Consider the following 21,009-nt stretch of genomic DNA (forward strand, 5'->3'; position numbering starts at 1 on the left):
AAGCCATGTCGATCTTGGCGCGCAGGATGTGTTCGCCATCCTTGAATTCGCCTGCCTTCATGCGGGCAAACAGGTCGAGCGATTCTGCAGCAGGGCGATCGCGGAAGGGCGAGTTCTTGCCGGGTTCCGAAAAACTGCCACGGTTCTTTGCCATGTCGTCCGGTGATTGACTGTCGACATAAGCATGACCGGCTTTGATGAGGTATTGCGCCATTTCATAAAACTTGTCGAAATAGTCGCTGGCGTAGAGCAGGTCGCCGCCTTCCTTTTTCCAGTCGAAACCCAGCCATTGCACGCTGTCGATGATGGTATCGACGTATTCCTGATCTTCCTTGGTCGGATTGGTATCGTCGAAACGGAGATTGCAGCGGCCGGCGTAATCGCGCGCGAGGCCGAAGTTCAGGCAAATCGATTTGGCATGGCCGATATGCAAATAGCCGTTTGGTTCTGGCGGGAAGCGCGTGATGACCGTTGGCAGCGCATTTCCCTGGCTGTCCTTGCGGTTGGCGTGTTTGCCGGCAGCGAGATCGTCGTCGATGATGCCGCGCAAGAAGTTGGAAGAAGCCGGATTGGCTTCGGGTTTGCCGTTTTTCGAATCGTTGCTCATGAATGCAGTCCGGGTGACGCTGTTTGATAAGGGTGCGGGCATTTTACCGTAGCGCACTGTGACTACGGGCATGCAGTTTGCGGGTGTGCGAGGGAATACGGAGGCAAAGCGAGAAATAGCTGCGTAGCGAGGCAGAGCAATGCGCTCTTTTTGCGGGAATGAGCAAGGTCGCTAGCGCTGATATGCTAGTTGCGGCAGAGATTTTGTTCGCCGCACGTGCGGGTATCAGGTCGTCATCATTTCGCGTCGGCTTTCATTGCGACGTTCAAAGCGCTTGCGTACCGTTTCCAGTCGCATGCGATTGGCGCCAAAGTCCTTGCGATTGAGTCGCGAGCCCGAGCGCATATGGATAAGCCGGTCGTTGGCGTCCCGCATGAATTCCACGTCATCCACAAAGCCAAGGAGCATGCTGCGGAATTCGGCATGGATATAGTCTGGTGTGGCAGTCAAAACGGTGGCGCCTGGCATGGTGGCAATCAGACGAGCGACGCGCTCCATTGCCCCATTGCCGTCGCCGGTGTATTCAAGTGGCTCTATCAGGTGATGGGGTTCATGCGGATGGTATGCGGCTTGGCTGGATACGACATTGCGCCAGTCTTTCATTGGAGCCTTGAGCAGGCCGTCATGCACTCCGAGGTCGTCGGGTTTGCGGCCCGAAAACAGGCGAAGCTGGCCAGCAATGAACAAGATCAGCGGCAAGCCCAGCAGAATTAATACGGTAATGGTGCCAAAGGATTTACCCATAACGCGCTCCTCTTTGCTCTTTGTCGGGCGTAAGGGCAGGCCTGGCTGTTTTTATTGTATAGAGTGAATCGGTGCCTGTACCCTCCGTCTGTGTGACAAAAGGGTAACTGGAAAGTTTATATTTTGCTCACTTTGCCGGGATTTCTCGCAAGGTTTTGTCGGTAAAAACACATAAAATTGCTCAAAATCCATAAAAAATAACGGGTGGCAATATTTGCCACCCGTTTGTGTGTGTCTTTGCGAAGGTTGTCGTGTCTTATTACGGGACCTCGCTTACGGTGAGGCACTCAACCTTGAAGCTGCTGCTGCAACTTGGCTTGTTTGCGTTTGTAGTCATTACGATGCTGATTCTTGTGCAGCGCACCGCGTTCGATATACATGAGGTGGAACATCATGCATATCGGCAGCAACAGTGCCAGGAAGCCGAACCAGTGGTAAGCAAACGCTGCACCGACAGCGCCAAGGCTGAATGCCAGAACAGGCCATGCAAATTTCACGCAACGGCGCTTGACGTTGTCGTCAGCTGCGCCACGTATGACGTCTACCACGTCAATCACGAGCTGGGTCACATTCCCTGTCATCATCGCCGTCGGGACTAAATGCGAAAGCAGCAGACGACCATAACCGCTGTGCGTGCCCATGGCCATTGCGCCGACGATGCCAGCCAGACCGGCGTAAAAGGTGGGTTCGTGACCGATCGGTTCTGCCAGGGTGCCGAGTGCCATGAACGCCGTCAGCAGGAACAGTTCGACAATGTAGAGATACAGCAGCGCATGGCGACCATTGGCTTGCAATGCAGCGACCAGCAGGCGCGAAAATACAATGCCGAAGATGAACGACGGGAAGGCCAGAATCTTGAGCAAGAGTGGGCCACCCTGCGGGTTGGCCATTTCGGCGCCGATCAGAACGAAGTTGCCCGTGACGTGGGCGGTGAACAGGCCGAACAGGGCGACAAAGCCCAGCGTATCGACATAGCCTGCGATGAAGCCGAGGCTGCTGTTTTGAATTTTGTGACGCAATTCGCTGCGTTTCATGTTGATTCTCCAGTACTCAGGTCTACTTGCCGCAGGCTCGATGATGGTCTTATCGAATCTGTGGGGATGCGCATCGCTGCGTTACCCGTAAGCATGCACCTGAATGTGCCTGAATATCAGATATAGCCTTCTCTCTCTTCGTAATTTGCTTATGTTTGTTGCGAAAAAATCGATTTCATGACGCTGTCATATTCGCGTGCGATGGCTGGTATTTCGCCCATGAATGCAAGTGCGGCATGCGATGCGGCACCTTTGCACTATCGCAGGAAAACCGCGATTTTCAAGAAGTCGCTGATGACGTTGTACAGGTACGCTGACATGAAGATAAAGCTGCACGTGTTTGAAACAGCGCAGCTTCATCCTGCATCTCAGAATCCGACGGCCTGGCCGTCGCGACGCGGATCGCTGGCGGCAATGTAGCCGTCGGGTGTCTTCCAGATGAATTGTCCGGAACCGAAGTCCATATAGGTATCCGCGACTTTTTCGATCTGGTGGCCGCGTGCGATGAGAGCGGCGCGCATTTCATTGCCCATGGTTTGTTCCACATCGACCGACATGCCGACGTTAACCTTCCAGCGCGGCGCGTCGCAAGCGGCTTGGGGTTGCTGGTGATAAGCCAGCATGCGCGCCAGCGTTTGCACATGGCCTTGCGGTTGCATGTTGCCACCCATGACGCCAAAACTCATTTGTGGTTGACCATCCTTGGTGAGAAATCCGGGGATGATGGTGTGGAATGGGCGTTTGCCGGGCACCACGCAGTTGGCGTGACGCGGACTGGTGTTGAAGCCGAAACCTCGGTTCTGCAAACTGATGCCGGTGCCGGGTACGACGACGCCGGAGCCGAAGCCCATGTAGTTGGACTGGATGAAGCTGACCATCATGCCGCTCTCGTCGGCCACCGACAGATAGATGGTGCCACCCTTGGGCGGTGTGCCGTGGTTGAAACGTGTGGCCTTGTTTAGATCGATCAGCTTGGCACGTTCGCTCAGATAGCCATCGTCGAGCAGATCGGCAGCCGTTACTTCCGTCATGTACTTTTCGTCGGCCACCCATTTGTAGGTATCGGCAAAAGCCAGCTTCATGGCTTCGATCTGCAAGTGGCGACTTTCGACCGAATCGGCAGGGAAGCGTGCGAGGTCGAGCTTGTCGAGAATGCCCAGTGCAATCAGCGCGGCGATGCCTTGTCCGTTGGGGGGGATTTCATGCACGGTATGACCGGCAAAATCCTTGCTGATCGGTGTGACCCACTCGGGCTGAAAGGCGGCCAGATCGGCCAGCGTCATGGCGGCGCCACAAGCCTTGGCGTGATTGACGATGGCTTGTGCGAGTTCGCCCTGATAGAACGCTGCGCCCTTGGTTTCGGCAATCTTTTTCAGGGACGTTGCAGCATCGGCGAAAACGAAATTTTCCCCGACCTGTGGCGCACGACCGTGTGGCATGAAGGTGTCGGCGAAACCCGGTTGCTGGTGCAGAATCGGAATGGCATTGGTCCATTTTTGCTGCACCACGCGCGACACCATATGTCCGCGAGAAGCCAGATCGATGGCCGGTTCCAGCAGATCGGCGAAGGGCAGTTTGCCGAACTTGTCGGACAGCGCGACCCAACTGGCAATCGCACCAGGTACCGTCACGCTATCCCAGCCACGCTCAGGGATCATGCCCTTATGTTTGCGATGGAAGTAGTCGACATCCCACGCCGCGGGTGCCTGACCCGAACCATTCAGGCCGTGCAGTTTGCTGCCATCCCATACCAAGGCAAAGGCATCGCTGCCAAGTCCGCAAGAACAAGGCTCGACAACCGTGATGGCGGCAGCGGCGGCAATCGCGGCATCGATGGCGTTGCCACCTTTCATCAGCATGCGCAGGCCGGCTTGTGCTGCCAGTGGTTGCGAGGTGGCGACGACGTTGCGTGCAAACAGCGGTTGGCGCGTCGAAGGGTAGGGATTGTTCCAGTCGAATGCGGTCATGATGCTCCTGTGGAAAGTGTCTCGTTCTTGCGTGTTGTTGTTCGATGCGCGTTGGGCAAGTATGCGATGGCACCGTGCTTGCCGATGATGCGTGCATGGCCGGCCATTCTAGCGCGCCTGCGAGGAATCATTTGTGTCATGCTTGGCAGCGTTCACGACTCTTCAGCGAGGCAAATCCATGTGGCCTTATCCCCGAGTTGTTGCCCATCGTGGTGGTGGCACGCTGGCACCGGAAAATACGATTGCCGCCATGCGTTGCGGTCTTGATCGCGGTTATCGCGGGGTGGAGTTCGACGTCATGCTGACGAAGGATGGCATACCTGTCGTGATGCACGATCCCGAACTCGGACGCACTGTGGCGGGTGAGGGCAGTATTGCGGATTTCACCGTGCAGGAATTGATCGTGCGCGATGCGGGTGCCTGGTTCGGGCCGGAGTTCGAAGGCGAGCCCGTGCCAACTTTTGAGCAGGTCGCCGCCTTTTGCATGCAGCATGGCATCTGGATGAATGTTGAAATCAAGCCGGTGCCAGGATTCGAAGATCGAACCGGCTGGGTTGTGGCACAGACCGTGCAACGCTTGTTTGCGGGTTTGCCCGATCACCGGCCTGCTGCCATGCCTTTGCTGTCTTCGTTTTCCTTTGCCGCATTGCAGGCGGCACAACTGGCCGCACCCGAAGTGCCGCGCGGCCTTTTGATAGATGACGTGCCTGAAGACTGGCATGCCCAACTGCGTGCCATTGCGGCCATCGCGCTGCATATCAATCATCTGAAATTGACACCTGTGCTGGCGAGAGCAGTGAAGGAAGCGGGCTTCGGTCTGTTTTGTTATACCGTCAACGACCCTGTTCGTGCGCGCCAGTTGCTGGCGTGGGGTGTGGACGGTTTCTGTACGGATCGTCTCGATCTGATTGGCCCGGACTTTGCTGACCGGCCGCTTTGAGAATTGCCATTAACCTTTGGTTACACCCCTTACAGAAAGGACGTAGGCGCCGATGCGAGGGCCGCCGTTGATGACGACATGGCAATCACGCCTGTTATCAACGAAAGGACTGCATCATGAACAAGACCACCAAACTGTTTTCCGCTCTTGCCTTTGCTTCGCTGGCATTGCCGGTTCTGGCACAGACCAGCGGCAGCGAAGTGCAGCGCGACGTGAATCAACAGCAGCGCATCGAAAATGGCTTGCAGAGCGGGCAACTCACTACGCGTGAGGCGGCAAAGCTGGAGCGCAAGGAGGCGCATGTGGATCAGGCGCAATCGCGCGCCTTGCGCGATGGGACACTCAGCAATGCCGAAAAAGCGCGTATCCAGCACATGCAGAACGATGTCAGCCGCGATATTCGTGCTGAAAAACACGATGCGCAAGTGGGTAATCCCGATTCTGCATCCAGCCGCCGCATGCAGGCCGACGTCCAGCGCAACATCAACCAGGAAAAACGCATCGAAGCGGGTGTGAAAAACGGTTCACTGACTAACCATGAAGTTTCGAAACTGGAACGTGGTCAAGCCAAGGCCCAGCGCAAGCAATTTCGTGCAGGCCGCGATGGACATGTCGGCGCCGCTGAGCAAAAGCGTCTGAAGCGCGTGGAAGATCGTAATTCGCATCGGATCCACCATGAAAAGCACGATGCGCAGGTGCGCGGTTGAGCGTAGTCTGAATAACCCGTGCCGGCATCACGGCCCCGGGTTTACTGTCAATGCCCGCCCGCGGTTGCCGGCGGGCTTTTTGATGGTTTTTCGGTACGGAATTGTCAGGAGGGATCACGTATAATCGGCGGTTTGCTACGCCTTACCCTCTTCTAGCCACGAGATCATGAAATCGTCCGATATCCGCGAAAAATTCCTGAAATTCTTTGAATCGAAAGGACACACCATCGTCGCGTCCAGCCCGCTGGTGCCGGGTAACGACCCGACCCTGATGTTCACCAACTCGGGCATGGTGCAGTTCAAGGATGTGTTTCTGGGAACCGACAAGCGTCCCTACAAGCGTGCAACGTCGGTGCAGGCCTGTCTGCGTGCGGGCGGCAAGCACAACGATCTGGAAAATGTCGGCTATACGGCGCGTCACCACACCTTTTTCGAAATGCTGGGTAACTGGAGCTTCGGCGATTACTTCAAGCGCGATGCGCTGAAATGGTCGTGGGAGCTGCTGACCAATGTGTACGGCCTGCCGCCGGAAAAGCTGCTCGCCACGGTTTATATCGAAGATCAGGAAGCCTTCGACATCTGGACCAAGGAAATCGGTCTGCCGCCCGAGCGCGTGATTCGCATTGGCGACAACAAGGGTGGCCGCTACAAGTCGGACAATTTCTGGATGATGGCAGACACCGGCCCATGTGGTCCGTGTTCCGAGATTTTCTACGACCATGGTCCGCACATTGCCGGCGGTCCTCCGGGTAGCCCGGATGAAGACGGCGATCGCTTCATCGAAATCTGGAACAACGTGTTCATGCAGTTCGACATGGCGGAAGACGGTTCGGTCAAACCCCTGCCCGCGCCATGCGTCGATACCGGCATGGGTCTGGAGCGTCTGGCGGCGATTCTGCAAGGCGTGCACAGCAATTATGAAATCGATACCTTCGAAGCGCTGATCAAGGCGGCTGGTCGCGAAACCAATACGACCGATTTGTCGAACAATTCGCTTAAGGTCATCGCGGACCATATCCGCGCGACTGCATTCCTCGTCGCCGACGGCGTGATCCCATCGAATGAAGGACGCGGCTATGTGCAGCGCCGCATCATCCGCCGCGCGATTCGTCATGGCTACAAGCTCGGTCAGAAGAAACCGTTCTTCCATAAACTGGTCGCGGATCTGGTCGAGCAGATGGGCGAGGCTTATCCGAAACTCAAAGCCGATGCACAGCGCATCACCGAAGTGCTGAAGGCAGAAGAAGAGCGCTTCTTTGAAACGCTGGCCAATGGCATGGAAATTCTCGACACGGCACTCGCCGGTGATGCCAAGGTTTTGCCGGGCGAGATCGCCTTCAAGTTGCACGACACTTTCGGCTTCCCGCTTGATCTGTCGGCGGACGTTTGCCGCGAACGCGGTGTGTCGGTTGATGAAGCCGGTTTTGCTGCTGCAATGGAAAAGCAGAAAGCGGCCGGTCGTGCTGCCGGCAAGTTCAAGATGGAACGCGCGGTCGAATACACAGGCGCAGGCAATGTCTTTACCGGCTACGAACATCTGGAAGAATCGGCGACGGTCGTTGGTCTGTATCACGAAGGCACGGCCGTCAATGCCTTGAAAGAAGGCCAGAGCGGCATCGTGGTGCTCGATACCACGCCGTTCTATTCGGAAAGCGGTGGTCAGGTTGGCGATCAGGGTGTGATCAGTGCCGAAGGCGTACTGTTTGGCGTGGAAGATACGCAGAAGATCAAGGCCGATGTCTACGGCCATCATGGTACGCAAACGCAAGGTACGCTAAAGGTCGGCGACAAGGTCAAGGCCAGCGTGGATGGCGAGCGTCGCGCCGCCACGATGCGTAACCACTCGGTCACGCACATCATGCACAAGGCCTTGCGCGAAGTGTTGGGCGGCCACGTGCAGCAAAAAGGCTCGCTGGTCGATGCCGACAAGACGCGTTTCGACTTCACGCACAATGCACCGATCACGCAGGACCAGATTCTGGAAATCGAAAAGCGCGTCAATACCGAGATTCTCGCCAACTCCGACACGCACGCACGTGTGATGGATATCGAATCGGCACAGCAAACCGGTGCGGTCATGCTGTTCGGCGAGAAATACGGCGAAACCGTGCGCGTGCTGGATATTGGCAGCAGTCGTGAACTCTGCGGTGGCACGCACGTGCATCGCACCGGCGATATCGGCCTATTCAAAATTGTTGGCGAAAGTGGCGTTGCCGCCGGTGTGCGTCGCGTTGAAGCGATTACGGGTGCCAATGCTTTGCGTTATGTGCAAGAACTAGAAGCAGTAATTAATAGTGCGGCGGCAGTGGTAAAAACGCAGCCTCTTGAATTGGAGCCACGATTGGCACAATTGATGGATCAGATGAAAGCACTGGAACGTGAAGTCGGCGCTTTGAAAGGCAAGCTGGCTTCGTCGCAGGGCGATGAACTGGTGACACAGGCAATCGATGTCAAGGGTATTAAGGTACTGGCCGCCAAATTGGAAGGTGCCGATGCCAAGACCCTGCGCGACACGATGGACAAGCTCAAAGACAAGCTCAAGACGGCAGCGATCGTGCTGGCGGCGGTTGACGGCGCCAAGGTACAGATCGCCGCTGGTGTGACGACCGATGCGATGGGCAAGGTCAAGGCTGGCGATCTGGTCAACTTCGTTGCACAGCAGGTTGGCGGCAAAGGTGGCGGCAAGCCGGATATGGCGATGGCGGGCGGCACCGATGCTGGCGCTTTGCCGGCAGCATTGGCTTCAGTGCAAGCATGGGTAGCGGAGCGTATCTGATGTATCGCTGAAAAATGTGTCAGTCATCTTACACTTTTTTCGTTTTCTTCAAAAAAACCGGCAGATTTGTCTGCCGGTTTTTCTTTGGCCGCGTTAGTCTTCAGACAGGGATGTCTGTCGATATTGTTAAACGACATTTTTGTTAAAAATTGATAATCCGTCGTTTTGCATGTGACCTTTGTTCATAATTCAGTTTGTAAAATGCGGGACCGTTGTCTCCGGTGTAACAATCTGACCGACCAAGAATAAAAAAGCGGACAAGAATTTCGTGAGTGGCATTTCCTATCCATTGCGTAGCAAAAGCAACGACAGGCTTTCATGATGAATTGCATCGGAAGGGTGTTCGTTTATGCAGCTGCGGTTTGCTCCACCTTGTTGTGGAGTGGCGCGGCATGCGCGTGGGGTTTTGGCGAAATGCGGGTGCAATCGGCACTTGGCGAACCTTTTCGCACCCAGATCAACCTGATCGGCAGTGATATCGGCAATGCCGAGAAAAGTTGCTTCAAGGCTGGCTTGCGAGGTTTCGATGGCATGGTGCTGGGTACGGCAACTGTCACGTTTCGTGAAAACAGCCACGTGTTGCTGATTACGACGCGCACGCCGGTCAATGAACCCGCTGCATCGCTCACCGTCAGTTATACGTGCGCACCGCCCATGCAGCGCGAGTATGCGATTTTGCTGGATTTGCCCGCAGCGCAACCCGCCAACGAGCGCCGTGCCCAAGCCGCGGCCCCTTCTTCCTCGACCGATTCTTTCGAATCTGTTGCCCCAGCTCCATCCGTCAAGAAATCGCGTCGACATGCACAGCCTGTGACGGAAGAAACGTCATCTGACTCGCCATCGACGGACAAGGTCGTGAATGCGCCATCCAACAGCAAGCGCAAGGAATCGGCCAGGGAGGTGAAGAAAGCCGAGCAGACGCGCAGTGTGCTCAAGCTCGGGCGTGATGAGGCGGCTACTGACGGGCATGTGTTCCGCCAACGTCTGGCGTTGAGTTACAGCCTGGCTTCGCCGCCCGTCGATCCCGAATCGGTCAATCAGGCGACCATCGCCGATGCGACACAGGAGTCGGTTTCAGCCAGCGATCAGGCCTTGCGCCAATTGCTGGAAAAAATTCACGCGCTGGAGCGCCGCACCGAAGCCTTGCAGAAACTCAATGCCGAACAGTCAACCGCACTTGATGCGGCGCGCAAGGCGCAGACGCCAGCCAGTTCCATGTACATTCTGTATGGTTTATTGCTGGCCTGTGCTGTCGCCATCGGCTGGTTGGTCTGGCGCATGCGGCAGATTCGTTCCGAAGTGGGCGATGCATCGTGGCAGCAAATGGTGCCGGAAGTCGATGCGGTGCCGTCAGTCAGTTCTGTGGCCGAAATTGGCCCGCAAAGCGATGCCGCGACTACGGACTCGTCAGTAGAGCGCGAGGATGGGCAGCGCGCGCGTTCAACCGTGTTTTCTTCACTGGCACGCATGCGCAAGTCGAAGGCGCGTCAGGACGAACCCAAAGTTGTGACCGCACCTGTACCAGCGTCGCGTGACGATAGTGCCGACAACGATTACCGTGTCGATCGCCGCAATATCGCCAATGCCGAAGAGATTTTGGACGAAATTCAGGAGGCGGAATTCTGGGTGCACATGAATCAGCCGCAACGTGCGATCGCCATTCTGGAAACCGAAGTGCAGCCGGCTTCACCACTCAAATGGCTGCATTTGGTCGATCTCTATCGCATGGTGGGCGAGCAGGAAAAGTACGAAGCGCTGGCAATTCGTTTCAAGGATATTTTCAATGGTCGTATCGCCCCGTGGGGGCTGCCGGAAAGTGCCGGAGGCGCGCGCGATATCGAAGCGTTCCCGCAAGTGCTGGAAAAAATCATGGCAGTTTGGCAAACGGACGGTGCTATTGCCTTGCTTGAAAAACTGTTGGTAGATGACCGCGAGGGAAGCCGTGAAGGCTTTGATCTACCAGCGTATCGCGATCTGTTGTTCCTCACCAATCTGGCTTATCAAGTGCAGGCATTGCGCAACGCCGAAGGCAAGGAACTGGCGCCGCTCGACTGGCCGTTTCCTGATGAAGAAGCCAGTGATGGCGTGAAGAGTTAAAATCACGTTAAATTCAATTGAATGGTAATGGTGTAAACGCATGACAACCCTCGAATTTGCGAAAGACCTCGACGCAAAGGGCCTCAACTGCCCGTTGCCTATCCTGAAAACCAAAAAAGCACTGGCAGAAATGGCCAGTGGCCAAATCCTCCGCGTGCAGGCAACCGATCCTGGTTCGGTGCGTGATTTCCAGGCATTTGCCAAGCAAACCGGCAATGAACTGGTGCAGCAGTACAAGGATGGCGATGTCTTTACCTTCTTCATGAAGCGTAAATAAGAAGAGACGAATCCTGTCGCGATGCCCGTAGTCGCGAGCATGTGACAGTTGGACAGCATTGAAAAGACGACGTTTGTCGTCTTTTTCCTTTTCTGGCGGACAGCAAAAAATCCGCTTTTCCTTATTTGCCGGATGGTGGCTTTGCTTACCGTTTTATCACTTCTGATTATAATCTCGGCTTTGGTTTGCCTTCCGTCATTGTGAATTTTCAAGGACAAAAGTTATGAAAGTGTTGGTCCCCGTCAAGCGTGTCGTCGATTACAACGTCAAGGTACGTGTGAAATCGGATCAGTCCGGTGTGGATATCGCCAACGTCAAGATGTCGATGAACCCGTTCGACGAGATCGCCGTGGAAGAAGCCGTGCGCCTGAAGGAAGCCGGCAAGGCGACCGAGATCGTGGCGGTATCGTGCGGTGTCTTGCAGTCGCAGGAAACCTTGCGAACGGCGATGGCAATCGGGGCCGATCGCAGCGTTCTGGTGGAAACCGACGTCGAATTGCAGCCACTGGCCGTTGCCAAGCTGCTCAAGGCAATCGCCGACAAGGAGCAGCCGCAACTGATCATCCTCGGCAAGCAGGCCATCGATGACGATGCCAACCAGACCGGCCAGATGCTGGCAGCGTTGCTGGACTGGCCGCAAGCGACCTACGCATCCAAGGTGGAAATCGAAGGCGACAAGGTCAAGGTCACGCGTGAAGTCGATGGCGGGCTTGAAGTCGTATCGCTGTCCTTGCCGGCAATCGTGACGACCGATTTGCGTTTGAACGAGCCGCGCTATGTGACGTTGCCCAACATCATGAAGGCCAAGAAAAAGACGCTGGATAACGTCAAGCCAGCTGATCTTGGCGTCGACGTGGCGCCACGCCTGAAGACGCTGAAAGTCAGCGAACCGGCCAAGCGTGCTGCTGGCATCGTCGTGCCGGATGTCGCCACATTGGTCGACAAACTCAAGAACGAAGCCAAAGTCATCTAATTCATTGCGACGGCCGAGCGCACTGTAATAGTTCGTCTAAAAATCGCTTCGCCGTCTTTGTCATCAGGAAAACATCATGACCGCACTTGTCATTGCAGAACACGATAATGCCAGCCTGAAGGGCAGCACGCTGCACACCATTACCGCCGCCGCCCAGTGCGGTGGTGACGTTCACGTCTTGATTGCTGGCCATCAGGCTTACGCTGCTGCGCAGGCCGCAGCTAAGATTGCTGGCGTCACCAAGGTGTTGGTTGCAGAGGGTGCGCATTTCGCAGACGGCTTGGCAGAAAACGTGGCCGCGCAAGCTCTGGCCTTGGCTGCTGCTTACTCGCACATCCTTGCCCCTGCCACTGCCTATGGTAAAAACATCTTGCCACGTGTGGCCGCCAAGCTCGATGTCGCACAGATTTCAGAGATTACCAAAGTCGTGTCGGCCGACACCTTCGAGCGTCCGTTCTATGCCGGCAATGCGATCGCGACCGTGCAATCGTCGGATGCGACCAAGGTCATTACCGTGCGTACCACCGCGTTCGATTTGCCGGCTGATGGCGGCATTGCTGCCGTTGAAAGCGTGACGGCCGTGGCAGATTCCGGCAAATCGTCTTTCGTCTCGCGCGAGATCGCGACGTCGGCACGACCAGAACTCACGGCAGCCAAGGTGGTGGTCTCTGGTGGTCGCGGTCTCGGTTCCGAGGAAAATTTCAAGATACTCGATCCGCTGGCAGATAAGCTGGGTGCCGCATTGGGTGCGTCGCGCGCTGCGGTCGATGCCGGCTATGTGCCTAATGACTGGCAAGTCGGTCAGACCGGCAAGATCGTTGCGCCGGATTTGTATATCGCCGTCGGCATTTCAGGTGCGATCCAGCATTTGGCTGGCATGAAGGATTCCAAAACCATCGTCGCCATCAACAAGGATGCCGAAGCGCCGATTTTCTCAGTCGCGGATTACGGTATCGTCGGTGATCTGTTCGAGGTGGTACCGGCATTGGTCAAAGAACTCGGCTGATCTTTGTGCGTTCCGCCTAATGGGCGGGACGGCAGCGGTTGTGGTGCGCGGAAAATTTCTGGCACACTGCAATCACTGACCGTCCCGCCCATTTTCTTTTGAGGAGTCGTCATGCCCTATGTCGCGCCGTTGAAGGACATGCTGTTTGTATTGAACGAACTGGCCGATCTGCAGGCAATCGCAACGTTGCCTGGATGCGAAGAGGCGACGTCGGATACGGTGGAAGCCGTGCTTGAGGAAAATGCACGTTTTTGCAGTGAAGTCGTGGCGCCGCTCAATCGTGAGGGCGATCGACATCCCAGTACCTGGCAGGACGGGCAGGTACATACAACGCCCGGCTTCAAGCAGGCGTTCAAGTCTTATGCCGAAGCAGGTTGGCAGGGTGTGCAGCATCCTTCTCAATTTGGCGGGCAGGGTTTGCCCAAGCTGGTGGCGACGCCTTGCATGGAAATGCTGAATGCGGCCAATCTGTCCTTTGCCTTGTGTCCTTTGCTGACCGATGGTGCCATCGAGGCGCTGATGACGGCGGGTAGCGATGCGCAGAAGGCGCAGTTCCTGCCGCAATTCATCGCTGGCAACTGGACCGGCACCATGAACCTGACCGAGCCACAGGCCGGTTCCGATCTGGCACTCGTGCGTACGAAGGCCGTGCCGCAGGGCGATGGCACGTATCGTATCTCGGGCACCAAGATTTTCATTACGTATGGCGAGCACGACATGGCCGAGAACATCGTCCATCTGGTGCTGGCGCGTACACCCGATGCACCGGAAGGCGTGAAAGGCATTTCACTGTTTCTGGTGCCGAAATATCTGGTCAACGAGGATGGTTCGGTGGGTGAACGCAACGATGTGACGTGCGTGTCGATCGAACACAAGCTCGGCATCAAGGCGAGCCCGACGGCCGTGCTGCAGTTCGGTGACAAAGGCGGTGCCATCGGCACGCTCGTGGGTGAAGAAAACCGTGGCCTCGAAACCATGTTCGTGATGATGAACGCCGCCCGTTTTGCAGTTGGCATCCAGGGTATCGGTCTGGCTGAGCGGGCCTATCAGAAAGCAGTGCGATATGCGAAGGAGCGCGTGCAATCGCGCGATCTGGAAGGATCATCTACCGCATTGACCATCATTCATCAACCTGACGTGCGTCGCATGCTGATGTCGATGAAAGCGCAGATCGAAGCGGCGCGTGCACTGGCCTACGTAGCGGCCGCTTATGTCGATATCGCACATCATCATGCGGATGCGACAGTGAGAGAGAAACATCAGGCTTTGTATGAATATCTGGTGCCCATCATCAAGGGTTGGTCAACCGAGATGGCGATCGATGTGGCATCGACCGGTGTGCAGATTCATGGCGGCATGGGTTTCATCGAAGAGACGGGTGCGGCACAGTATTACCGCGATGCGCGCATTCTGACGATCTATGAAGGCACAACGGCAATCCAGGCCAATGATCTGGTCGGGCGCAAAACGGTGCGCGACAAGGGTGTTGTGGTGCGTGCGCTGATCGCAGAGGTGCGTCGTATGCAAACCATGCTGAATGCACAGGAAGCCTTGCAGCCGATTGCCGTTCAACTTGGTTCGGCAGCGGCGGCGCTGGAACAGGTGGTGGACTACGTGGTGGCAAATGTGCAGGATCACATCAAGATCGTGTTTGCTGGCAGTGTGCCTTACCTGAAACTGGCCGGGATTGTGTTCGGCGGCTGGCAACTGGCGCGTGCTGCCTTGCGTGCGCAGGCAATGTTGGCAAGCGGAGCGGACGATGCGGATTTCTTGCAGGCCAAGATATGGACGGCCCGCTATTTTGCGGAACATCAATTGTCACAGGCGTCGGGGATCGCCAGCGCCATCGTGCAAGGCGGTGCCAGCGTGATGGCGCTCGATGAAGCGCAATTCTGAAACGTAGTCAGCGCAGACGACCGATGTAGCCGCGATCAACGGGATCTTCCGCTGTGGTCGTCGTCGGCGTTGGTGGCGAGGGTGCTGGCGGGGCGGTGGGGCCTGGTGATGTTTGTTCGTGCGATTCGCTCAGACGACTCAGCAAGGGGCGCGGTTCGCTACGAACGAACAGGCCATCCTCGCCAAAAAAAATCTCCTGTAGTTTGAGGCCGATCTCTTGCAAATCTTCGCTGGTGGAGAGGGAGGCCATTTTCAGCAGGTATCGACAATAGCCGGGATCGATGCGCATGTATTCTATATCGGTGACGCGGCCGGTTTGCCGCCGCAGAATCACATGCAGCCGCCCCATCAGTGCAAATGCCTGATTTTCCAGCGCGGCCCGGTTTTGATGTTCGTCGCTCATAACACGTGCTCACCATGCTGTTCGATATCCATGCCTTCACGTTCGCCCTCTGGCGTGACGCGTAGCCCGACGAGTGCATTCACAATGCCAAGAATCAGCGCGGTCATGGAGGCGGAGAAAATCACCGTCACGATGACACCAAAAGCCTGATTGCCGAAGGAACTGGCGGCACCGCCAATGGCTGGAACCGCAAATACGCCAGTCAGCAAGGCCCCCACGATGCCGCCGATGGCATGCACGCCGAATACGTCGAGCGAGTCGTCATAGCCCAGTTTCGACTTGAGCGAGGTGGCGCCCCAGTAGCAGGCAACGCCGGCGGCGGCACCAATGGCCAGCGCGCCGTTGATGCCGACGAAGCCCGAGGCCGGCGTAATCGCTACCAGCCCGGATACCGCGCCCGATACGATGCCGAGCACTGAAGGTTTGCCACGTCGTACCCATTCGGCAATCATCCATGCCAGCGCACCGACGGCGGTTGCCAACTGCGTGACCAGCATGGCCATGCCGGCACGTCCGTCGGCAGCAACGGCGGAACCGGCATTGAAGCCGAACCAGCCGACCCACAGCATGCAGGCACCGATCACCGTCAGCACCAGATTGTGCGGTGGCATCGGTTCCTTGCCGAATCCTAGTCGTGGACCGACGATGATTGCGGCGACCAGGCCAGAGACGCCTGCATTGATATGCACCACGGTGCCGCCAGCAAAATCGAGCACGCCACGAGCCGCCAGCCAGCCACCTGGTTCCCATACCCAATGGGCGACTGGCGCATAGACGAAGATGGACCACAGGGTCATGAAGATCAGCAGAGCCGAGAACTTCATGCGTTCGGCAAAGGCACCGGTGATCAGCGCGGCGGTAATAATGGCAAACGTCATCTGGAACATGATGAACACGCTCTCGGGAATGGTCGGTGCGATTTCACTGACCGTGAGCTTGTTGTCTTCCTTGAAAAATTCCAGGCCGCTGAGCAGGACGCGATCCAGACTGCCGATGTATGGCGAACCCGGTGTGAACGCGAGGCTGTAGCCGATCACAACCCAGATCACCGTGACTAGCGCTGCCACGGCAAAACTGTGCGCCATCGTGGCGAGCACATTCTTCTTGCGCACCATACCGGCATAAAAAAGCGCCAGACCGGGTAGGGTCATGAACAACACCAGTGCAGTCGAGGTCATAACCCAGGCGGTGTCGCCACCGCTCAGTGTTGCTGCATCGACCAAAGTGGGGCGCGTCAATGGTTCGGCTTTGACGGGTTCGGTGGGTTTTGCCGGCGCTGCTTCGGTAAGCAAAGGCGCCGTCTCATCGGCGGCTGGCATCGTGAGACCGGGCGGTGTCGTGGATGTGGTTTGCTGAGCGCTTGCGGGCAGGGCGTGCAAGCCAATGGCGATAATGATCGCCATCAGCGATCCCGAGATGAAACGTGTCGACATGCAGACTCCCTGCGTAAAAATGGAGAAGCACTATGAATGTGCTTTGGTGCAGGAAAAGCACGTTGCATGCCATCAATACAAATTCATAAGCGATGCAAGCATGTTTGCAAAATGCAAAGTAATTTGTTTTGCTTGAATTGCAACGCCTGTCGTAATGTGGATTTTTCTTGTTTGGAATGGAATGTAAGTAGTTACTTATCTGGTTGGTAGGGTGCAGAAAACATCACTTCGGGTTTTACATGCAACAGTCTTGGTGGGGTGGCTTGCGGGCAGATGCCGGGCCGCGCTATAATTTGCGGCTTTTTCCGTCTTCAGACATTTACTGGAAATATTATGGTCGTCATTCGTTTAGCTCGTGGTGGTGCAAAAAAGCGCCCTTTCTACAATATCGTTGTTGCTGATTCGCGTAATCGTCGCGATGGTCGCTTCGTCGAGCGCATCGGCTTCTACAACCCGGTCGCTTCGGGCAAGGAAGAAACCGTTCGTGTCGCCGAAGATCGTTTGACCTTCTGGAAAAATAATGGCGCGCAACTGTCGCCAACCGTAGAGCGTCTGGTTGGCACCGCTGCCAAGAAAGCTGCTGCTTAATCTGGCAGGCTCTCGCCTTGTCGATACAGAAGCAATCAGGAGTGCTGATTCCTGAGGATTTGGTACTGGTGGGGTATGTCGCCGGTGCCTACGGTTTGAAGGGCTGGGTACGCGTGCGGCCATATTCTGCCGATGCCGATGCCCTACTGACAGCGCGCAACTGGTGGCTGGACAAGCCAGAGATGCGAGATGTCTCGATGATGCAATCCAAAACGCATGGTGGCGATGTTGTCGCCCAGCTGATGGGTGTGGCAGATCGTGATGCGGCTGAAGCCCTCAAGGGGGCGACGGTACAAATTTCGCGCAGTCATTTCCCGGCCTTGCCGGACAATGAGTTTTACTGGGTGGATCTGATTGGCCTAGCAGTAGAAAACCTGCAGGGCGAGCAGCTCGGTACCGTTGCCGACATGATGGATAACGGTGCGCACCCGATATTGCGGGTGGACGTTGCGCCGCAGGCAGATGCCCCTGAAAAGGCTGTGTCCGAATTGCTGATTCCGTTTGTGGATCAGTTCGTGCTCAGCGTGGACCGTTCTGCAGGCAAGATCAAGGTGGACTGGGGTCGCGATTATTGATCGCTGACGGCCCCTGTATCAGGAGGGAGCGCGATGCAGTTTGATGTCGTTACGCTGTTCCCGGAAATGTTCACCGCCATTACGCAGTCGGGCATTACCCGGCGTGCGTTTGAACAAAAAAGATGTGAGCTGGCACTGTGGAATCCGCGTGATTTCACAAGCGATCGGCATCGTACCGTAGATGATCGCCCTTATGGTGGCGGCCCCGGCATGGTGATGATGGTCAAGCCGCTTGAGGCAGCAGTGAACGCGGCCAAGACGCGACAGGTCGCTGCCGAATTGCCGGTACCGCGCGTGATTTATCTGTCGCCGCAGGGCAAGCCGCTGACGCATGAGCGCGTGATGCAGTTGAAGGCTGAGCCAGGCATCGTTTTGCTGTGTGGTCGCTACGAAGCCATTGATCAGCGTTTCCTTGATACCTGTGTGGATGAGGAAATCAGTCTTGGCGATTTCGTGCTGTCGGGGGGCGAGTTGCCGGCGATGGCGCTGATGGATGCCGTAATCCGACAGTTGCCCGGTGTGCTCCATGATGATGCATCGGCTGTCGAAGACAGTTTTGTCAACGGCTTGCTCGATTGTCCGCATTACACACGTCCGGAAGTGCATGAAGGTGCAACGGTGCCGCCAGTATTGTTGGGCGGGAATCACGCAGAAATCGTCAAATGGCGGCGTGAACGAGCCTTGGAAGCAACGGCACATAAGCGGCCCGATCTGATTATCAAGGCGCGCGAGGCAGGATTGCTGACGCGCGCCGATGAAACGTTTTTACGTAGTTTGCAGTACCAGCAGTAAGTAGTATCGAGCGGGATGTGTTATCCCGTATGTGTTCACCCCATCCTCTACCGGGCAAGGTAGTCAAAGCGCCGGCATGATGGTTCAAGGAGTAATAAATGGATCTGATCCAGCAACTTGAGCAAGAAGAAATTGCTCGTCTCGGTAAAAACATTCCCGACTTCGCTCCAGGCGATACGGTGATCGTCAGCGTCAACGTGGTTGAAGGTACGCGCAAGCGCGCCCAGGCTTACGAAGGCGTCGTCATCTCGCGTCGCAACCGCGGTCTGAACTCGAACTTCATCGTTCGCAAGATCTCGTCGGGTGAAGGCGTTGAGCGTACGTTCCAGCTTTACTCGCCGCTGATCGCTTCGATCGAAGTCAAGCGTCGTGGTGACGTGCGTCGTGCCAAGCTGTACTACCTGCGCGATCGTTCGGGTAAATCGGCACGTATCAAGGAAAAACTGCCAAGCCGCCGCGCAGCCAAAGCTGCTGAGTAATCGGTGGCAACCGGTCTTTGCGCCGGTTGATGCGACAAGAAAACCCGCGTTTTACGACGCGGGTTTTTTTATGTTCATGTGATGTGCATGCGAAGATGACCGGCGCGATGTGTTGAGAAGAAGGGCCGGTATGCAGTGGATACTTCGTCATGTGCTGCAGCACAACGCCATGCCCAACGATGCAAGGGCGCATTCGCATGTGAGGCGCGGCGATGGCTACCGGTCTCATACGCTATATAGCAAGATACCCACGTTGCGGTTCATGGCACCATCCAAATGCAAGTGTCCACCCATGGATCCTCAGGCTTCCAGATCTTCCTTGCTGGCGGTATCGCCATCGATGATCTGGAACTTGCGCATTTTTTCCCACAGAACCTTGCGACTGATGTTCAGATAATTGGCCGTGTCCTGCCGCCGCCAGTTATGTGCATCAAGCGCTTCGATAATGCGGTTGCGGTCGGCTATGTCCCACTTGCGACGTGCACTGTCGGTACCGCTGCTATCCGGCAAAGTTTCCTGGAATTCGCGCAATCCCATGAAGACTCTGTCGATTGCTACGCGATCCCAGTCACCCAGTTGACGATGGATGATCGTCACGCGTTCTGCAATGTTGCGTAACTCGCGGACGTTGCCAAGAAAGCGGGTCGATGCAACCTGTCGCAGCAGCCAGTCCGGAATCTCTGGCACAGGTTGATCGGGCCGCACACCATTTTGGAAAACCTGATTGATGATGCCTTTGAAAATGGCGATCTTGTCGACTTCGCCGCGTTCTTCCAGGTTGGGAACGCGTAGTTCGATGACTGCCATGCGATAGTACAAATCGGAGCGAAACATGTCTTGCCGCACCAGTTCGCGCAAATTGCGATTGGTCGCAGCCACGAGGCGGAAATTCACACTGATCTCTGCCGTCGAGCCTAAACGTGTCACCTTGTTCTGCTCCAGCACGCGTAAAAGTTTTACCTGTTGATACAGCGGCAGATCGCCAATCTCGTCGAGGAAGAGTGTACCGCCATCGGCTTGCTCAAAATACCCCTTGTGCGCCAGCATCGCGCCAGTAAACGCGCCTTTCGCATGGCCGAAGAAATGCGATTCAAACAGGCCGTCGGGAATGGCGCCACAATTGACTGCGACAAATGGCCCCTTGCTGTAGCTGCTATGATAGTCATGCAGTAGCCGTGCAATGCGTTCCTTGCCGACGCCGGTTTCGCCGGCGATCAGTACATTGGAGTCACAGTCGGCAAACGCTTGCGTTTCTCGCAGCAAGGAACGCATGACATCTGATTCGGCGATGAACGGATCTTTCTCCTGCCCGACATGACCGTGCCGTTGCAACTCGCCAGCTAGGGTATATACCTGCCGCCGCAGTTCTGCGCAGGTGAAATCCAGCATCAGAATATGCGAATACTCAGGTGGATACACGCGCGAATCGTAAGCACGTGGCGCTTCCGCTACCCATATGACGGGCATGCCATGCGTACGTTGCCATTCCTGTGCATTGAACCCCGGACGATCAATGACAGTAACCGAGATGATGGCAATCGATGCCGAGGTCGGCGACAAATCACCAAGTTGATCCATGCCATCAGCACGAATTACATCCACCTCAGCGCTCACCAGGCACCGCGCGATACGGTCGAAGATATCGGATTTGCCTTCCCAGACATAGATATCGAGATTGTCGGGAAGCGGTTTGTTTTTAATCATGCTGGACTTTG

General features: G+C 56.1%; 19 protein-coding genes. 12 read left to right on the top strand and 7 right to left on the bottom strand.

Annotated features, from left to right (window positions below):
* From QZ725_RS14200 to QZ725_RS14215, 4 genes are all read right to left on the bottom strand, one after another.
* Window positions 1–607, bottom strand: a 607-nt coding sequence (locus QZ725_RS14200) for a glutamate--tRNA ligase family protein (RefSeq protein WP_293780986.1), incomplete at its 3' end; no start/stop codon positions are given.
* Window positions 608–832: 225 nt separating this feature from the next.
* Window positions 833–1,351, bottom strand: coding sequence for a DUF1499 domain-containing protein (locus tag QZ725_RS14205; protein WP_293780989.1), 519 nt, complete (start codon window positions 1,349–1,351; stop codon window positions 833–835).
* 287 nt (window positions 1,352–1,638) lie between these two features.
* Complete coding sequence (locus tag QZ725_RS14210; RefSeq protein ID WP_293780992.1) at window positions 1,639–2,385, bottom strand: YoaK family protein; 747 nt, start codon at window positions 2,383–2,385, stop codon at window positions 1,639–1,641.
* A gap of 368 nt (window positions 2,386–2,753) precedes the next feature.
* On the bottom strand, window positions 2,754–4,352 hold the full coding sequence (locus QZ725_RS14215) for a gamma-glutamyltransferase family protein (protein ID WP_293780995.1): 1,599 nt from the start codon (window positions 4,350–4,352) through the stop codon (window positions 2,754–2,756).
* Between the two features lie 178 nt (window positions 4,353–4,530).
* Between QZ725_RS14215 and ugpQ the strand changes: the two genes are divergently transcribed.
* The 8 genes from ugpQ to QZ725_RS14255 all read left to right on the top strand — a co-directional run bounded on the left by ugpQ (window position 4,531) and on the right by QZ725_RS14255 (window position 15,024).
* Window positions 4,531–5,292: a glycerophosphodiester phosphodiesterase gene (gene ugpQ / locus QZ725_RS14220; protein ID WP_293780998.1), complete on the top strand. Its 762-nt coding sequence runs from the start codon at window positions 4,531–4,533 to the stop codon at window positions 5,290–5,292.
* 116 nt (window positions 5,293–5,408) lie between these two features.
* Entirely contained in the window at window positions 5,409–5,999 is a 591-nt protein-coding gene (locus QZ725_RS14225) for a hypothetical protein (RefSeq protein ID WP_293781001.1), read from the top strand.
* Between the two features lie 166 nt (window positions 6,000–6,165).
* The gene (gene alaS, locus QZ725_RS14230; RefSeq protein ID WP_293781004.1) at window positions 6,166–8,775 is read left to right on the top strand and encodes an alanine--tRNA ligase; all 2,610 of its coding nucleotides are present in this window, start codon (window positions 6,166–6,168) and stop codon (window positions 8,773–8,775) included.
* Window positions 8,776–9,093: 318 nt separating this feature from the next.
* On the top strand, window positions 9,094–10,872 hold the full coding sequence (locus tag QZ725_RS14235; protein ID WP_293781007.1) for a hypothetical protein: 1,779 nt from the start codon (window positions 9,094–9,096) through the stop codon (window positions 10,870–10,872).
* A gap of 40 nt (window positions 10,873–10,912) precedes the next feature.
* Window positions 10,913–11,149 (top strand): sulfurtransferase TusA family protein, encoded by a 237-nt coding sequence (locus QZ725_RS14240; protein WP_293781010.1) that lies wholly within the window; start codon window positions 10,913–10,915, stop codon window positions 11,147–11,149.
* A gap of 223 nt (window positions 11,150–11,372) precedes the next feature.
* Window positions 11,373–12,122, top strand: coding sequence for an electron transfer flavoprotein subunit beta/FixA family protein (locus tag QZ725_RS14245; protein ID WP_293781013.1), 750 nt, complete (start codon window positions 11,373–11,375; stop codon window positions 12,120–12,122).
* 76 nt (window positions 12,123–12,198) lie between these two features.
* Window positions 12,199–13,128, top strand: a complete 930-nt coding sequence (locus tag QZ725_RS14250; protein ID WP_293781016.1) for an FAD-binding protein — start codon at window positions 12,199–12,201, stop codon at window positions 13,126–13,128.
* 111 nt (window positions 13,129–13,239) lie between these two features.
* Window positions 13,240–15,024: an acyl-CoA dehydrogenase gene (locus tag QZ725_RS14255; RefSeq protein ID WP_293781019.1), complete on the top strand. Its 1,785-nt coding sequence runs from the start codon at window positions 13,240–13,242 to the stop codon at window positions 15,022–15,024.
* Window positions 15,025–15,031: 7 nt separating this feature from the next.
* Here QZ725_RS14255 and QZ725_RS14260 read toward each other — a convergent pair whose 3' ends face one another.
* Together QZ725_RS14260 and QZ725_RS14265 are read right to left on the bottom strand one after the other, a co-directional pair.
* On the bottom strand, window positions 15,032–15,427 hold the full coding sequence (locus QZ725_RS14260) for a hypothetical protein (RefSeq protein WP_293781022.1): 396 nt from the start codon (window positions 15,425–15,427) through the stop codon (window positions 15,032–15,034).
* The gene (locus tag QZ725_RS14265) at window positions 15,424–16,860 is read right to left on the bottom strand and encodes an ammonium transporter (protein ID WP_293781025.1); all 1,437 of its coding nucleotides are present in this window, start codon (window positions 16,858–16,860) and stop codon (window positions 15,424–15,426) included. The genes QZ725_RS14260 and QZ725_RS14265 overlap by 4 nt, the downstream gene beginning before the upstream one ends.
* A 333-nt stretch (window positions 16,861–17,193) precedes the next feature.
* Between QZ725_RS14265 and rpsP the strand changes: the two genes are divergently transcribed.
* From rpsP to rplS, 4 genes are all read left to right on the top strand, one after another.
* Window positions 17,194–17,448: a 30S ribosomal protein S16 gene (gene rpsP, locus QZ725_RS14270; protein WP_293781028.1), complete on the top strand. Its 255-nt coding sequence runs from the start codon at window positions 17,194–17,196 to the stop codon at window positions 17,446–17,448.
* Window positions 17,449–17,465: 17 nt separating this feature from the next.
* Window positions 17,466–18,023, top strand: coding sequence for a ribosome maturation factor RimM (gene rimM / locus QZ725_RS14275; protein ID WP_293781031.1), 558 nt, complete (start codon window positions 17,466–17,468; stop codon window positions 18,021–18,023).
* 33 nt (window positions 18,024–18,056) lie between these two features.
* The gene (gene trmD / locus QZ725_RS14280) at window positions 18,057–18,815 is read left to right on the top strand and encodes a tRNA (guanosine(37)-N1)-methyltransferase TrmD (protein WP_293781034.1); all 759 of its coding nucleotides are present in this window, start codon (window positions 18,057–18,059) and stop codon (window positions 18,813–18,815) included.
* Window positions 18,816–18,913: 98 nt separating this feature from the next.
* On the top strand, window positions 18,914–19,294 hold the full coding sequence (rplS, locus tag QZ725_RS14285; RefSeq protein WP_293781037.1) for a 50S ribosomal protein L19: 381 nt from the start codon (window positions 18,914–18,916) through the stop codon (window positions 19,292–19,294).
* Window positions 19,295–19,594: 300 nt separating this feature from the next.
* On the opposite strand, the gene QZ725_RS14290 is transcribed toward rplS, so the two are convergent.
* A complete protein-coding gene (locus QZ725_RS14290) occupies window positions 19,595–20,998 on the bottom strand; it encodes a sigma-54 dependent transcriptional regulator (protein ID WP_293781041.1) in 1,404 nt (467 codons plus the stop codon).
* Between the last annotated feature and the right edge of the window lie 11 nt (window positions 20,999–21,009).

Source organism: uncultured Oxalicibacterium sp. (assembly GCF_913776015.1).
In the GTDB taxonomy this organism is placed as follows: domain Bacteria; phylum Pseudomonadota; class Gammaproteobacteria; order Burkholderiales; family Burkholderiaceae_D; genus Oxalicibacterium.